This is a genomic window from Streptomyces sp. NPDC056738 (assembly GCF_042790435.1).
In the GTDB taxonomy this organism is placed as follows: Bacteria; Actinomycetota; Actinomycetes; order Streptomycetales; family Streptomycetaceae; genus Streptomyces.
Window position 1 is genome coordinate 1 of the sequence record NZ_JBHTZF010000006.1, and the last position, 15006, is coordinate 15006.

Consider the following 15006-nt stretch of genomic DNA (forward strand, 5'->3'; position numbering starts at 1 on the left):
CGAGCACCGCGAGGACCGTGAACAGCAGCCGCAGCCCGCCCGCCCACACGAGCACTCCGCCGAGCAGCGGGCCGAGCGTGTAGCCGACGGACTTGAAGAAGCCGTAGCTGCCGAAAGCCCTGCCGTGCTTCGCCGCCGGGTTGAGCCGGGCGACCAGCGCGGAGGCCGAGGGCGAGAAGGCGGACGCGGCGGCGCCCTGGCCCAGGCGCGCCGCCCACAGCAGTCCTGGCCTGTCCGCCACCGCGTACACGGCGGAGGCGGCGGCGAACGCGACGAGCCCGCCGAGCAGGACCGGACGGGCCCCGACACGGTCCGCGAGCGTGCCGAAGACCGGCTTGAGCAACACCTCAGCGCCGTCGTACAGGGCGAGCAGGCCGCCGAGCACCATCAGCGACGTGACCGCACCGCTCCCGTGGCCGCCGAGGTTCGCGGCGATGCCGTGCGCTCCGAACGCGGTCGTGAACCCGGCCGCGTACAACGGCCACATCTGACGCACCGGGGCCGGCCGGGGGTCGGGAGTGCCGGTCATCGGCCGCTCCGGCGTCCCGCGCGGGGCACGGAAGTCCTGCTCCGTACAGCCTTCACGAGCATGCGCATACGAGGCCCTTGATGTAGGCGGGGTCGGTCCAGGAGTCCGTCGCGTTCCCCGGGCGTCGGCCGATCACCCACTGCGCCGAGGGGGGACGCCATCATCTTCTCCGCGAGCCCGGCTTTCCACCTGGCATGCGGGAAAAGACCGGCGGTTCGCGTCGGCCAGGTGTGGCTCCTGTCCGAGCCGAGCCCGTCGGCCGGGCGGCCCGCCTTCGCGAGGAAGTCGCCGACGGCCGATTCAACGGCGAAGAGCGGGCCACCGTGGCCTACGGGTCTCTGTGTCAGGGAAGGCGGAACCGGAGCCGGCAGATCACGGCGTCGGTCTCCCGCCTCACCGCGTGGGCGACCACCGCTCCCCGCTGGTTCTGGAGGAGGCGCTGCCACAGCCGCTCCGGTTGGGTCTCCGGGATCAGCACGGTCACCCGGGTGCCGGGTGCTGCGGCGGCCACCTCGCGGACGTACGCGGCTATGGGACGCCCCAGGCCGCGCCGTTCGCACGCGAGCCGCACCAACTCCACGCCCGGGTCCCACCGCGCCCACGCACGCTCGAAGGCGAGCGTCGCCGCCTGGTCCTCGGGATCCGCGTAGCAGACGGTCACCGCGCGGACCTCGTCGCCGAGCGAGGCCGCCGCGGTCAACGCCTCCGACGTGAGCCGGGAGAGCGAGGAGACCGGCACGACGACCAGAGAGCGCTCGCGATGGGGAGCCTCGGGGACACGGCCGAGTCCGAGCCGCTCGCCGATCCGGCCATAGGCGCGGTGCACCGCCTCGAAGCCCACCACCAGTGCCGGGAGTGCGAGCACGATCAGCCAGGCGCCCTCCATGAACTTGCTCGCGGTGACGACGACCGCGGCGACACCGGTGAGGAGTGCGCCGAAGCCGTTGAGCAGTGCCTTCCCTCGCCGGCCGCGCCGCCTGTCCGTCAGCCAGTGTTTGACCATGCCCACCTGAGCGATCGTGAAGCCGACGAAGACGCCGATGGCGAACAGGGGCACGAGGGTGTTCGTGTCCCCGCCGGAGAAGACGAGCAGCGCGGCCGAGACGACGGCCAGCGCCAGGACGCCGTGCCGGTGGACCTGCCGGTCTGCCTTCAGGGCGAAGACGTGCGGGGCGTAGTTGTCGCGGGCGAGCAGTTTCATCAGGACGGGGAGCCCGCCGAAGGAGGTGTTCGCGGAGAGCGCCAGCAGGATCATCGTGGCGAACTGGATGACGTAGAAGGCCCAGTTGTGGCCGAGGGAGGCGTCCGCGAGCTGGGCGAGGACGGTGACGCCCTCGACCGGCTGGAGGTGGAAGCGGCCGATCAGCACCGACAGACCGACCAGCATCAGTCCGAGTACGGCGCCCAGGGCCACCTCGGCGTGCTGTGCGCGGCGCACCCGCGGCACCCGGAAGGACGGGACGGCGTTCGCGATGGCCTCCACACCCGTCAGCGCGGCGCAACCGGAGGCGAACGCCTTCAGCAGGAGCAGCGCGCCCACGGTCGAGGCGTTGTCCGCGAGGACGGAGGCGTGCCCGTCCGCGGTCACCGTGCTCACGGGGTGGGACCGGAAGAGCCCGACGATGATCAGTACGAGGATCGAGCCGACGAAGACGACCGTCGGCACGATGAACGCTCTCGCCGACTCCACGATCCCGCGCAGGTTGACGCCCGTGATCAAGGCCAGCACCGCCAGGCACAGCCACAGCCGGTCGTCGTACAGGGCCGGGAAGGCAGAGGTCAGGGCCGCGACGCCGGCCGTCACGGCGACCGCGACGTTGAGGACGTAGTCCAGCACCAGCGAGGCCGCGGCCACCAGGCTGGTGCGCGGGCCCAGGTGCCTCTTGGCCACGGCGTAGGAGCCGCCGCCGTCCGGGAAGGCCGCGATGACCTGCCGGTAGGAGGCCACCAGAACGGCCAGCAGGCCGGCGATGGCCAGTGTCACCGGCATCGTGAAGCCCAGTCCGTGGGCGCCGGCGGCGGCGAGGACGAGGACGATCGCCTCCGGGCCGTACGCCACCGACGCCATCGCGTCCAGTGACAGGGCCGCGAGCCCGGTGACGGCGGTCAGCCGATGCCGCTCGCCCGTATCGGGGGGCTCCTCACCGGAGGGGACGGCATCCGGTCGCTCGGTGGGGGTCAGGACGGACATGGGTGCGTGCTCCTTCGTTCCTCAGCCCCGCACGACGGCCGACGGGCGCGCGGGTGCACCCAGGTTCAGTCCGGAACCCGGATCGGCGGCCGTTCCTTGCGCCTTCTTCGCGCCCGATCGGCCCGCCTTGACGGGACCTTGACGGGAAGGAGGGCGGAGATCCGGGCCAGCCCCTGGGATCACCGGCCTGGTTCGGACGGCCTGCCACGACGCGAGTCGCGCCGGTACACGCGTATGAGACGCGTCAGCATCCGCTTCTCCGGCGTCAGAGGTCCGTCAGCGACGATGGCCGGACCCGGCAGGGCCGCATAGCGTCGGTCGCGTGGAAGGAAACGGACCCGGCGGCTCGATCGGTGACCGGAACTGGCGTGGCAGCGTGCTGCTGGCGGTGACCTGCGCCCTGCTGTTCTGTGGCCTGGCCCTGCTCGTCGACTGGGACGCGGGGAGCGTCACGTCCCTGCGCGCCCTGCTGTGGCTCACGGTGTCCGCGGCGGTGGGCATCGTCCTGCTGCCGCCCCGGGTGAGCGCCGGTCCCGGCTGGCTGGCGGTCCGCACGCCGTGGCGCCGACGGGTCGTCCGCACGGACGCGTTGACGAGCGTGCGGCAGTACGACGGTGTCTCCTCCCACCTCGTACTGCGCGACGCGAGCGGGCACCGGTTGGAGCTCGACCCCCGTGTCCTGACCGCGAACCCGCTGATCTGGCACGAACTCGACACCGGCGTGCGGCGCTCCGTCGAGCGCGGAACCCTGCGCCAGGGAGCCGAGCTCCTCGACCGTCTGGGACACCGGATCGACGACGAGACGGTGCGTGCCGTGCTCAGGGCGTCGGGGCTCTCCGGCTGAGCGGCGGCCCGGCGCCGACCGGCCGATGTCCGTCGACAGCGTGAAGCGATTGATGGGTTGGGGTGTTCCTACTGCGGGGACGGCTCACTGACGCGTGGGACGCGGGCGGCCGAGCGCGAACCGGCTCGGTCCGGGCTCTCCGCGTACCAGCGCGGCCGCCAACTCGCCGATGACCGAGGCGAACTTGAAGCCGTGCCCGGAGAACCCTCCCAGCACGGTGACCGGGCCCTGCCGGTCGATCACGAAGTCATGGTCGGGGGTGGTGGTGTACAGGCAGGTCACAGCCTCGGGCGCGGTGTGGTCCACGCCGGGGAGCCAGCGCTCGGCGTACGCCGCCAGTTCTCGCAGGATCGCGGGGTCCGGGGTGCGGTCGCGCCGGTCGGGGTCGACGACCGGGCCGACGCCGTGGAAGCCCGCCTTGACGCCGTCGACGCTGCCGAGTCCGTACACCCCGTCCGCGGTGAGGCCGTCCACGGGCAGCGCGGCGCCCGGGTGGTGGATGTAGCTGGGCCAGGTGAGCGCGTCCGCCGCGGGGAAGTGCGCGGGCTGCTCCTGGGTGACACGCAGCACCGGTACGCCGCCGACCGGCGGAGCGGTACCGCCGCCCAGCATTCCGGGCGCCCAGCCGCCGACCGCGACCACGACCGCGTCGGCGCGCAGTTCCTCCTCCGTGTCCGTGACCACCCGGACCTCGGCGTCGCCGTGCACCGAGAGCCCGGTCACCCGGACGCCGTGCCGGACCTCCGCGCCGTGTGCCCGCGCCGCCTGCTGGAAGGCGGTGACCGCTTCGTCGGCGTGCAGGCGTCCGGCCTCCGGGTGGAACACCGCGCCGGTGTCGGCGCGCAGCCCCGGCCAGCGCTCGGCGACCTCCTCCGGGGCCAGCCGCTCGGCGGGGTGTCCGGCGGCGGTCAGCGTCTCGTACAGTGCCTCGGTCGTGGCGGCCGGGCCGTGGTCGACGGCTCCGGTGAGGGTGAGCACCTGCCGTCCCGTCTCCTGCTCCAGCCGCCGCCACAGCGGCAGCGACCGCGCGGCGAGCCCGACGTAGAAGGGGTCCGGGTAGGCGAGCCGGAAGATCCGCGAGGTGCCGTGCGAGCTGCCCCGGTCGTGGCCGGGCGGGAACCGCTCCAGCAGGGTGACGCGGTCCCCCTGAGCTGCGAGCCGCCACGCGGCGGACGAGCCCATGACCCCGCCACCGATGACGACGACTCGACGAGAAGACACGATGCTCGATCCTTCGGTGAACACCCCGGACCGACCGGGCAACCGGACGCCCCGAGGTTTTCCAGCCTGACCTGCAACGTTCTATCAGCCGTCAGCCCGGGGCGAACCAGCCGGGTCCACCCCGCCCGTCCCCGAGACGGCGCCGGTCACGAGGGCCCGCATGCTCCGTCTGCCCAGGGTGGCGCGAACCGAGGGCACGTCACCAGGGCACCTCTCCCTCGTCGTTGAAGAAGCGTCCCGTCGGCCCGTCGTCCGACACGGTGGCCAGCCGGATCGCGGCGGCCGCGCCCTGCTGGGGAGTGCGCACTCCCGTGAAGCCGTTGAGGTCGGTCGCCGTGAAACCTGGGCAGACGGCGTTGATCAGGATGTTGGTGCCGGCCAGTTCCTTGGCGTACTGCACGGTGACCGCGTTGAGGAACGTCTTCGACGGAGCGTAGGCGATGGAGATGGGGCCGGTCTCGGTGCCGGGCGTGGTCTGGAGTGTGAGGGAACCGACGCTGCTGGAGACGTTCACGATCCGCGGCGACGGCGAGCGGCGCAGCAGCGGGAGCAGGGCGTTGGTGACACGGATGACGCCGATCACGTTGGTCTCCACGGCCGCCCGTACCCGGTTCACGTCGACCGTGGTGGGCTCCTGCGGTCCGCCGCCGGTGATCGCCGCGTTGTTGACGAGCGCGTCGAGCCGTCCGGCGCGCTCCTCCATCAGCCGAGCCGCCGCTGTCACGCTGGCGTCGTCGGTCACGTCCAGCGGCACGCCGAACGCGTCGGCTCCGGCGGCTCGCAGCTTGTCCACGGCGGTCTCGCGCCGCTCCTCGTTCCGCGCGCCGACTCCGACGGACCAGCCGAGGGCGCCGAGCCCGGCGGCGATCTCGTACCCGATGCCCTTGTTGGCCCCGGTCACCAGCGCGACCTTGTGGTGGTTCACGGTGTTCGTCTCACTCATGACACCGATACTTCTCCCCGCCGGACAGGGCGTCCAAGACCGACTGGGTGGACGGCGATACCGTCCGGGTATCGCTCCTGGCCGTCCCGGTTAGGCTGGCGGGGTGGAGACACGTGAGCTGCGGTACTTCGTCGCGGTCGCCGAGGAGCTGCACTTCGGCCGGGCCGCGCGGCGGCTCGGGATCGCCCAGCCCCCGCTGTCGCGGGCGATCGGCGGACTCGAACGGCGCCTGGGCACGCTCCTGCTGGAGCGCGGCAGCCGGGGTGTCTCCCTGACCGGGGCGGGGGCGGTGCTGCTGCGGGAGGCGCGGGCGGCGCTGGACGCCGTCGAGGCCGCCGAACGGCGCACCCGCCGGGCCGCGCTCGCGGCGACCGGCAGCCCCGCCGTGGTCCTGGCCGCGAAGGCGGGCGCCTCAGGTGAACTGCTGGCGAAACTCCTCGACGCCTACGCCGCCGAGCCCGGCGCCGTCGCGGTGGACGTCGTGCTGTGCGGGCCGGGTGAGCAGACGCGGTTGCTGCACGACGGCCGGGCCGACGTGGCCCTGCTGCATCGGCCGTTCGACGACACGGCCGGCTTCGACACCGAGGAGCTGCACTCCGAGGGTCAGGTGGCGATCCTCCCGGCGGGCCACCCTCTCGGCGCCCGCCCCCACGTGCGGCTCGCCGAGGTCACCGACCTTCCCGACCTGCCCCTGCCCCGCTGGCCCCACCCTGACGGAACCTTCCCGGACGGCCCCGGACCGCAGGTGCGCGACCACACCCAACTCACCCAGCTCATCGCCCTCGGCCGCGCCTGCGCGGTCGTGCCGGAGTCGGGCCGCACCGGCCTGCGCGAGCACCTCACCGCCGTACCGGTCCGCGACGCGCCCCACGTCACCACGGTCATCGCCTGGCCCCCGCACAGCCGCTCGACGGCGGTCGCGGGGCTGGTCCGCGCCGCCACCGCCCTGTGACCGACGGCGAAGTGACGACAGGCCTGCCTTGGTGACGTCGTCGTGTGACCAGGCTCGGTAGTTGGCACTGGACAACGTTCGCGACCTGCACCGATGCCAAGTAGCTCCAGCAACTGGAGACACTGAATCAGCAAGATAGTTGGCACTTTGGTACACCGCAGGTCACGGGGTGTTTCGCGGAGGGCACTGGGGGCCATCCGCACTCCGGGCGAAAGGCCCGCTCAGGTGCGGCCGACGGACATCAGGTCCCGACGCAGCTTCTCTGCTGATGATCCGCACGGTGATGCATCCAGAGCACCACGTCGCAGACTCGCAACGTGCTGACGGTAGCTGGGAGATCGGCGGAATGCCGTAGGGCGGTCAGGTCGCGGTGCAGCGCATGGTCGTCGGCACGCAATGCGCCATGCAGGTCGAGCCAGAACGACTTCGGCCGGCCGAGAACGCACCGAACGACTTGGTCGTAGACCGGCAGCAGCCGCGGGCGCTTTCGGGCAAGGAGCTTGCCTGCCGTCACCCACCCGATTCCGGGCTGGTCGCAGAGAACGCGCCAGGCAGTGCGGGCCGGAGCCCCTTCGGCCAGGTCGGCAGCCTCGGCCTCGACCATGTCGATGTCGAAGCGAACGCTGCTCAGCAGCTCGGACAACCGGATTCCAAGGTCGCCTTCGAGTAGATCGACGGCGACCTGCGCAGGAATCCTGACCGAGAGAGTCTGCACGGCAATCAGGTCGTCGGCGGTCACTACGTTCGCGACCGCCTGACGGTCCCCTCCGCCGGCCAGATGCTCGAAGCGACTACCCGTGAACGGCACAGCATCATCGAGCAGGCCGATGCCGAAATAGCGTCGGAGATCGGGTACGGCCTGATCAGAGGTGATGAGGCTGTTCAGTCGGTGGGCGAGCGTCGGTTGACTCAATGCCGCAACCAGGTGGCGAAGGCGTCGACAAGGCCGGAGTAGAACCGCTCGTCGGGCACCGATCCCGGGTTCTTGCTCGCGTCGTAGAAAGCAACGTTGGTGAAGGTGGCGGAGGTGGACGCGTTGAGGTTCTTGTAGAACGCGAGCTTGCCGCGTCCGAATCCCACGAACAGCCAGAAGACACCGAGTGATGCGGTGTTCTGCAGCAAGGAGCGGACCTCGGCCTTGTCCCAAGGTTCGTCACCGACCTGAGTCACGACGAAGGCGGGATCAGTGGCGCCTGATTCCTGGTAGTGCCCTACTGCACGACGCATGGCGTCGGCGACATTGCCCCACCCCCAGTCGACCTGGGTATGCAACTGCCCGATACGACCGCGGTAGTTGTCCAGCCGGATCTCCTCCAGGAAGGGTTCCCGTCCGCTCGAGAAGACCACGGGAACCGTGCCGTCGTCATCGAGGGTGGCCGAGAGCGCCAAGACGCGCTCGGCGAAGGCTTGTACAGCGAACGACTCGTACAACTCTTCCATGTGCCAGTCGTGATCGAGGATCAGATACACCGCCGCCCGCTGGTTCGCGATGTCCCGGTCCACAAGAGCCTTGCCGGCCTGGCGTGCCGGAGACAGCAGTCCTGGGGCCAGCCGTTCGACCTTCGACAGGTCCACCACAGGCCCCGAAGACCTCGAATCCCGACGTCCTTGGGTGGGGAGCGGCGCAGGGGTTGCGGCGGGCTCGGGTTCGACATCGACGCCGTAGTCGGTCGCGAGACCCGCCAGACCGGAGGCGTAGCCCTGTCCCACTGCACGGATCTTCCATCCGCCGTCCCGTCGGTAGAGCTCCGCCAGAACCACGACCGTCTCCCCGGACGTGAAGTCCGGCGCCGTGAACGACATGGCCGGCGAGCCTGTCTGAGTGATCGACAGAAGCGGCGCGCGGGTGAAGACGACACCTGGCTGCAGCGGATCTGCACTCACCACGACAACCAGGCGGTCCACGTCAGCCGGCACGCGTGCGAGATCGACGGTAACCACCGGGCCGGCGATTGACACGCCGTCTTGGGCCGGATGGTTGTAGAAGACCAAATCGTCGTCGCTCCGAACCCTGCCGTCCGTTCCGAGCAAGAGTGCCGAGACGTCCGCAGCCAAGCCGTGAACCGACACCGTCAGTATCGCCGGCGCCGTCAACAGGCCGATGTTCTCCCCTTTGCGCAACGACGCCGTCTGCATCCTCGCCCCCTTGATCGCCGAAAGGGAAACGGTAGACCCCAGATGCCCGGCAGTCCCGACTTTGGGCAGAATTCGCCCCTGACGGACTTCGCTGGGAAAGATGAGCCCCGCATGTGCTCCCGAAGCATCCGGTAGTGCCACACTGTGCCCCCGGGAAAGGGGTGGGCCATGGGGTTCGGATTCCGTGTCGGTGTGCCTGGGATGAGTGTGCGTGTCTCCACACGTGGCGTGCGGACCTCCGTGGGCCCACGCGCCGCGAGGCTCAGCGTGGGCAGTGGCGGCACGCGGGTGTCGACGGGACTCGGTCCTTTCTACGCGTCGAGCTCCCTCAGCGGCAGTCGCCGACGGACCACCACACGGCGTACCGCGCAGACCCGGTCAGTCGCACCTTCAGCCGCACAACTGGAGCGGGCGCGCCGCCAGGCGGAAAGAGCACAACAGGAAGCAGAGCGCGATGCCGCCATCGCCGAGTTGCGAGAGCTGAGACGGGAGATGACCAGCGTCCACCTGCAGTCCTTCGCCGCAGCGCAACCGCCCCTGATCCCAACTGCTCCACAGCTCGGTCTTCCATGGGCACTCGCCGAAGCCCAGGCCTTTCACCTGCAAGGAGTGGGCCGACTGGCACGGGCTGAACGCGCTGCCGCCAAACAGCGCGCCCAGCAGGACGCTCCCGAGTACCTGGCCGAGGAGACGAACCGTCTGCACGCCGTACGGGAACAGATGGTCACCGAGGCCGGACAGTGGTGGCAGGAGCTGCTCTCCAACAACGAGGCCACCGTCTGCGAGGCGGTGAACCACGCCTTCTCCGACAATCCGGCCGCCGGCTGCGCAGTCGGCGTGGACGGCTCGGTCCTGTCGGTCGTCATGCGACAGCAAGACCTCGACACGATGCCCACCCAAACCGCCAGCCTCACACCCAGCGGGCGTCCCACCCTGAAGAACCTCACCAAACGCGACCGGACTCTGTGGTGGTTGACAGCCATGGGCTCCAACATCATCGCCACGCTCAAGGAAGGCTTCGCAACCGCGCCCGGCGTCGAAGCCATCGACCTGGCCGTCCTCACTCGATTGCCCGACACCCAACGGCTGGGCTTTGTCGCCTATGGCCGCTGGACACGACACGCGATCGAGTCCACGCCTTGGCGGGAACCGGAGGACGCCCTGCGGTTCCTGGACATCGGCCAGGACCTCGCTTGCTCCGTCACCACCACCGCCTCCGGCGCCTTCTCCAGTACGCTCAAGCCGCTGGACACCACCCGCGTACCCGGCCTCCAAGACCTGCTGGACGGCGCCCAGGACGCCTCCGACTCCGGCGAGCCCTCCCTCGCCGACCTGGACATCACCCTGGGCTCCAACACCCTCGCCGACCCGTCGGCCAGGGCTGGCGACCCCTACCGAATCCGGTCATTCACCGAGTGGAAGCAACAGGCTCCCGGTCCGTCACACCCCACGCCCGTCGCTCCTCCGACCGTGTCCGAGGTGCTCGTCCCGGGCCAGACCCTCGTCCTGCCAGATGAAGCCCGTCAGGGACTTCACGTCTCCTTCGGCTTCGCCGGCGCCGACGCCGACCTCACCCTGTTCCTCGTCGGGAACGACGGCAGGGTCTCCGGTGACGAGGACTTCGTCTTCTACAACCAGCCGTCCGCCGCAGACGGTGGGGCCCGCCTCCTGGGCAAACAGCAGGAGGGCCCCCACACCGTCGAACGCGCCACCGTTCATCTCTCCGCCCTGCCCGACCGCGTGCAGCGGATCGCCATTGCCATCAACATGGACGTCGACACCGGCTTGACTTGCGGATCCCTCACTCACGCAACCCTGAACCTAGACTGTGCGGGCGCCACTGCCTGGGCTTTCGAGCCTCCCGCCGACCCCTCCATCCGCGCCATGGTCATTGCTGAGCTCTACCGGCACATTGCCGACGGCCACCCGGTGTGGAAACTCCGAGCCCTTGGCCAGGGCTGGGCAGACGGACTCGACGGACTCGCTCGCGCATATGGGGTCAACGTCGAATAACTGCGAGGCGGGTGGGCATGGCAGCCCTGTGACCAAGATTGCTAGTAGGACTCCGTTAGGTTGGTGGGGGCTGTCTGCCGGATGTTCTTGGCAAGGGGCGGTGGCAGGTGGTGCAGGTACCGGTCCAGCAGTTCAGCAGGTCCTGGACGGCGTCGAGGGTCTGGCAGAAGGTGAGTCCGCTGTATCGGCTTTGGGGGCCAGGCGCTGTTCGGTGAGGAACGCGTGGGCGGCGGTAACCAGGGTGACGTGGTGATGCCAGCCGGTCTAGGAACGTCCCTCGAAGTGGTCCAGGCCCAGGCCGTGTTTGAGTCCAAGTCCACGTACCCCACCCCATACCGAGGTCAACGACGCCTCACCACATAGGACACGGTCTAAGTACGGCTTCGGCTCCGGACAAGCCCCAGCGGGATCCGGTGATGCCCAGGCGGTCTTTGACCACCAGGTGCCGGCATGCTCCCTCGATGATTCCGGTGGCGATCGGCCAGCCGCGTTCGAGGGCGGTGTCGTAACGCAGGTGCTCGGCCTTGCCGGTCAGGTAGTTGACGGCCTCGTCGATGCCCTTGCACCGGGCGCCAGGCAGTCCGGCGGCACAGGCGGCTTCCTCGAGTGCGGCGGCGGTCTGCTGCACTCCGCCGCCCACCAGGACACGGACGTGACGGGCGACCCAGTGCTCCGCGCAGGCATCGCCACTGTTGTGCAGGCACCAGGCTGCTCGCCACAGATATTCGAGCACGTGGATCAGGTCGACGCTCATATGGACGTCCAAGCCGCGCTGCTGTGCTTCGGCCTTGGTGAGGTCGATCTGATGGCGGGCCCCGTCGACCAGAACGACCCAGGGACGTCGGTGGCCGGGGTCGCGGTGCTCTGCCTGGTCGAACACAGCGGCCACCACCTGCGCGGCGGTGTGGGTCACCGAGCCGCACAGCCACTTCGACCGGGCCTTGGGCCCCTGGCGGCGCTCGGGTGCGGCACCGTGGCCGGCGTCGTCCTGCCGGTCGGGGTCGGCGATGATGTCGTCGGCTGTGCGTGGCGCGGGTTCGGCATTGCAGACGGCTCCCAGGGTGGCCATCCGTTTCCTGCCGTGTTTCTCGCTGATGGAGCACGGCGGCAAGTCCTGCGCTGGCTCGGCCGGCCAATGCTGGAGCAATCGCTCCACGATGCCCACCCGTAAGGCGGTTCGACGGTGCCTCCCGAGGCCGTATCCACAGCGCGCGTCCTCTGGACGCGAACGGACGGCCCGGGGGGGCCGCCGCCCGGTCCCCCGGAAGTGCGGAATGGCGTGAGCGTTCGCATCGTTCGCAGCCCCGGTGACGGACGCCGGATCGGCTCCCGTCAGGTCGAGGACGCGCGCAGCGCCGCGTACTGGGTGGCGGGTGGCTGGGCTCAGATCCAGGTGTCGAGCCACATTCTGGCGTGCCAGTCGGCGTACGGGATCGTCTGTCCGGTGTAGACCGGGAAGAAGTAGATGAAGTTCCAGGCGATGAGCAGGACCAGCAGGCCCGCGGCCACCGCGCCTCGTATGCGGCGCCCCTGAGTCGCTCCCGCAGGACCCAACAGGGCTCCCAGCATCATCGTCACGGCCAGGCACAGGTAGGGCACGAAGACGACCGCGTAGAAGGAGAAGATCGTGCGGTCCTGGTAGAGGAACCAGGGCAGATAGCCGGCACCTACCGCACAGAGGATCGCGCCGGAGCGCCAGTCACGGCGTAGCGCCCATCGGTAGAGCAGGTACACGAGTGCGCAGCACGCCAACCACCACAGGAGCGGTGTTCCCAGGGCGAGGATTGCCTGTGCGCAGCCGGCCGTCGCGTGGCAGCCGTCCTGCCCGGGTGCCGGCGACTGGTAGTGGAACAGCACAGGGCGACCGAGGACCGGCCAACTCCAGGGGTTCGACTGGTACTTGTGGGGAGTACTCAGTCCCACATTGAACTGGTAGACGGCGTGCTCGTAGTGCCACAGGCTGCGCAGCGGAGCCGGGATCCACGACCAGGTGCCACCCCGGGCGTCCGCCCAGTGGCGTGCGTAGCCGTTGTCGGACAGGAACCAGCCGGTCCATGTCGTCAGGTACGTCAGGACAGCGACCGGGGCGAGGGACAGCACCGACCAGCCGAGGTCCTTACGCAGCGCCGCGCGGTAGGGGCGGTGCGCTCCTGCCACGCGGCGAGCGCCGACGTCCCACAGCAGGGTGAGGATCACGAAGAAGGCGAGGAAGTACAGGCCGTTCCATTTGGTCGAGGCCGCCAGGCCCAGGCACAGGCCTGCGGCAAGCCGCCAGGGTCGCGCTCCCGTCCCGGCACGGTCGCCGGTGTGTCCGTCCGGGCGCACCCGGCCGTCCTCGTCGACCGGCAGAGCTGCCGCGAGCCGGGCCCGCGAGCTGTCGCGGTCGATGAGCAGGCAGCCGAACGCCGCCAGGACGAAGAACATGACGACGAGGTCGAGCAGCGCGGTGCGGCTCATCACGTCGTGCAGACCGTCCACGGCCATCAGCGCTCCGGCCAGGCAGCCCAGCAGGGTCGAACGGAACAGGCGGCGTCCTATTCGGCACAGCATCAGCACCGACAGCGTGCCAAGGAGCGCCGTCATGAAACGCCAGCCGAAGGGGGTGAGGCCGAAGATCCACTCGCCGAGGGCGATGACCCATTTGCCCGTCGGCGGGTGCGCGACGAAGGACCCGGTGTCGGAGAGCGGGATCACCTGCGGACCGGCGAGGATCTGCGGGTCGGAGATCTTGCTGCTGGGCCAGGTGCCCTCGTAGCCGAACCGCAGCATCGACCAGGCGTCCTTGGCGTAATACGTCTCGTCGAACACGACCGCCCGCGGGCTGCCCAGGCGCCAAAAACGCGGCAGCCCGGCCAGGAGCGCCACCAGCAGCGGCCCGCCCCACTGCGACCAGCGCGCCAGCCGGCGCCCCGCTGCCGGGGAGAACCCGAGCGTGCGCCAAAGCCATGACCCGGGTTCGGGAAACGGCACGACCAGGCGCTCGCGCACGGACACAGACGGACGCCCGACGTGCCCGAAGTCCCGCAGCCGCCGCTCCCAGGAGGCCGGCCGGCCATTCACCCCCTCCCCTGACTCGTCGACCAACACGGGCGTTCTCTCATGGATCACTGGTGAGCCTTCTCATGTGGAGGACAGGACGAGCGGGAGCAACCGCCCGGCAATCGGTGGTCGGTGGTCGTCACGCCGGCTCAGGCCGGCCCTCGCTGACCGCGACTGCCTGAACCCCGACAAGAAGCAGCCTGGAGGAGGTTGAGGCCGACACCGGCTCGAGCGTTGAAGAACGGTGCGTTATCGGCCCCCTCTTGCGGCCAAGGCGGAACGGGCACACGACGGAGCAGGCAGGAGACGGCGCCGGACCGACGTGGCAAAGGACAGAACAAGCCCGCCGCGCCCTCACGTTGGACACGAAATTCATCTACCAGGAGCGATCGGAGTCCCCGCAGGTTCCGCGTTTCCCGAACCGATAACCCAGTTTGGCGCAAACCGTGCCGGACAGGAGCTGTCCATTGACAGGGAAGCCGGTCGCCGTCGCGTCGCCGACCTGCAGCGACCACGTTGGATGTCACTGGTGCGAGGCGTCGGCCGTCTACCTGGTCCGGGCCGAGGCGTGCGCGACGAAGTGTTGAGGAATGTCCGCGCCTCAGCCGACCTCGTCCGCAGTTCTTCGCGCTCTGTTGCGCGGTGAAGCGCGCCGATCATCCCGATGGTCTGCTCCGCCTGTGCATGCAGGTCGTCATCGGGTACGAGCAGGCGCAGTCGGTGAACAGCTTGGAAGGCCTGACCACGGATCCGGAAAGCTTCCGTTCTGGCCGCCACGTGCGCCGGACCGTCACGTTCCTCGTGTTGCCGGTGCCACCAGTCGTGCCGGCTCCGTATCAATTCGTTGGTCGCTGCGGTGAAGGGCAGAACGGCGCTGCTCCGACGTCCTCGCCACCGCCTGCGACCGGCCCGTTGCCTCGGTGCAGACAGGCGACCTCGAGGCGCACCTGCGCGAGACCCAATCTCCATAGAAACGGGGCACACCAGGGTTCGGTGGCAGGTCATCCGCCGACGCCCCGGGGCGAACGGCGAGGGACACCTGAGGCTCGACACGGTTCGGGACTCCCTGCGACCAGAATCTGCACCTCCGCGTCTCCGTACGCACAGTCATTGAGTAGTTGACACGAACGCGCAGCAC

The 15006-nt window shown here is 69.8% G+C and carries 11 protein-coding genes and 1 pseudogene; 3 read left to right on the forward strand and 9 right to left on the reverse strand.

Going from position 1 to position 15006, the window contains the following annotated elements; all coding sequences use genetic code 11:
- Together ACFRIC_RS17065 and ACFRIC_RS17070 are read right to left on the reverse strand one after the other, a co-directional pair.
- Nucleotides 1-529 (reverse strand): MFS transporter (locus ACFRIC_RS17065; protein WP_382785978.1); only part of this gene is annotated, 529 nt, incomplete at its 3' end.
- A 343-nt stretch (nucleotides 530-872) separates the two neighbouring features.
- Nucleotides 873-2720: an APC family permease gene (locus ACFRIC_RS17070; RefSeq protein WP_382785981.1), complete on the reverse strand. Its 1848-nt coding sequence runs from the start codon at nucleotides 2718-2720 to the stop codon at nucleotides 873-875.
- Nucleotides 2721-3042: 322 nt separating this feature from the next.
- Between ACFRIC_RS17070 and ACFRIC_RS17075 the strand changes: the two genes are divergently transcribed.
- The gene (locus tag ACFRIC_RS17075; protein WP_382785984.1) at nucleotides 3043-3564 is read left to right on the forward strand and encodes a hypothetical protein; all 522 of its coding nucleotides are present in this window, start codon (nucleotides 3043-3045) and stop codon (nucleotides 3562-3564) included.
- A gap of 84 nt (nucleotides 3565-3648) precedes the next feature.
- Here ACFRIC_RS17075 and ACFRIC_RS17080 read toward each other — a convergent pair whose 3' ends face one another.
- Nucleotides 3649-4785: an FAD-dependent oxidoreductase gene (locus ACFRIC_RS17080; RefSeq protein WP_382785987.1), complete on the reverse strand. Its 1137-nt coding sequence runs from the start codon at nucleotides 4783-4785 to the stop codon at nucleotides 3649-3651.
- Nucleotides 4786-4984: 199 nt separating this feature from the next.
- Entirely contained in the window at nucleotides 4985-5728 is a 744-nt protein-coding gene (locus ACFRIC_RS17085) for an SDR family oxidoreductase (protein WP_382785990.1), read from the reverse strand.
- Between the two features lie 103 nt (nucleotides 5729-5831).
- Here ACFRIC_RS17085 and ACFRIC_RS17090 point away from each other — a divergent pair, with 103 nt between their 5' ends.
- Nucleotides 5832-6680: a LysR family transcriptional regulator gene (locus ACFRIC_RS17090; protein ID WP_382785993.1), complete on the forward strand. Its 849-nt coding sequence runs from the start codon at nucleotides 5832-5834 to the stop codon at nucleotides 6678-6680.
- 241 nt (nucleotides 6681-6921) lie between these two features.
- Here ACFRIC_RS17090 and ACFRIC_RS17095 read toward each other — a convergent pair whose 3' ends face one another.
- Together ACFRIC_RS17095 and ACFRIC_RS17100 are read right to left on the reverse strand one after the other, a co-directional pair.
- On the reverse strand, nucleotides 6922-7593 hold the full coding sequence (locus tag ACFRIC_RS17095) for a DUF6308 family protein (protein WP_382785996.1): 672 nt from the start codon (nucleotides 7591-7593) through the stop codon (nucleotides 6922-6924).
- A complete protein-coding gene (locus ACFRIC_RS17100; RefSeq protein WP_382785999.1) occupies nucleotides 7590-8816 on the reverse strand; it encodes a VWA domain-containing protein in 1227 nt (408 codons plus the stop codon). Before ACFRIC_RS17100 ends, ACFRIC_RS17095 begins: the two co-directional genes overlap by 4 nt.
- A gap of 492 nt (nucleotides 8817-9308) precedes the next feature.
- Here ACFRIC_RS17100 and ACFRIC_RS17105 point away from each other — a divergent pair, with 492 nt between their 5' ends.
- Nucleotides 9309-10829 (forward strand): TerD family protein, encoded by a 1521-nt coding sequence (locus tag ACFRIC_RS17105; RefSeq protein ID WP_382786001.1) that lies wholly within the window; start codon nucleotides 9309-9311, stop codon nucleotides 10827-10829.
- A gap of 132 nt (nucleotides 10830-10961) precedes the next feature.
- Here ACFRIC_RS17105 and ACFRIC_RS17110 read toward each other — a convergent pair.
- The 3 genes and pseudogenes from ACFRIC_RS17110 to ACFRIC_RS17120 form a co-directional block, all read right to left on the reverse strand.
- Nucleotides 10962-11138 (reverse strand): annotated as a pseudogene (locus ACFRIC_RS17110) (IS701 family transposase); the annotation flags it as partial.
- Nucleotides 11139-11181: 43 nt separating this feature from the next.
- The gene (locus tag ACFRIC_RS17115; RefSeq protein ID WP_382786003.1) at nucleotides 11182-11985 is read right to left on the reverse strand and encodes a hypothetical protein; all 804 of its coding nucleotides are present in this window, start codon (nucleotides 11983-11985) and stop codon (nucleotides 11182-11184) included.
- 227 nt (nucleotides 11986-12212) lie between these two features.
- Entirely contained in the window at nucleotides 12213-13889 is a 1677-nt protein-coding gene (locus ACFRIC_RS17120) for a dolichyl-phosphate-mannose--protein mannosyltransferase (protein ID WP_382786005.1), read from the reverse strand.
- Nucleotides 13890-15006: the final 1117 nt, after the last annotated feature.

Bases quoted from the DNA above. Each gene is read 5' to 3' on its own strand.
- ACFRIC_RS17100 (WP_382785999.1), bottom strand. From the start codon at position 8,816: ATGCAGACGGCGTCGTTGCGCAAAGGGGAGAACATCGGCCTGTTGACG.
- ACFRIC_RS17070 (WP_382785981.1), bottom strand. From the start codon at position 2,720: ATGTCCGTCCTGACCCCCACCGAGCGACCGGATGCCGTCCCCTCCGGT.
- ACFRIC_RS17085 (WP_382785990.1), bottom strand. From the start codon at position 5,728: ATGAGTGAGACGAACACCGTGAACCACCACAAGGTCGCGCTGGTGACC.
- ACFRIC_RS17105 (WP_382786001.1), top strand. From the start codon at position 9,309: ATGACCAGCGTCCACCTGCAGTCCTTCGCCGCAGCGCAACCGCCCCTG.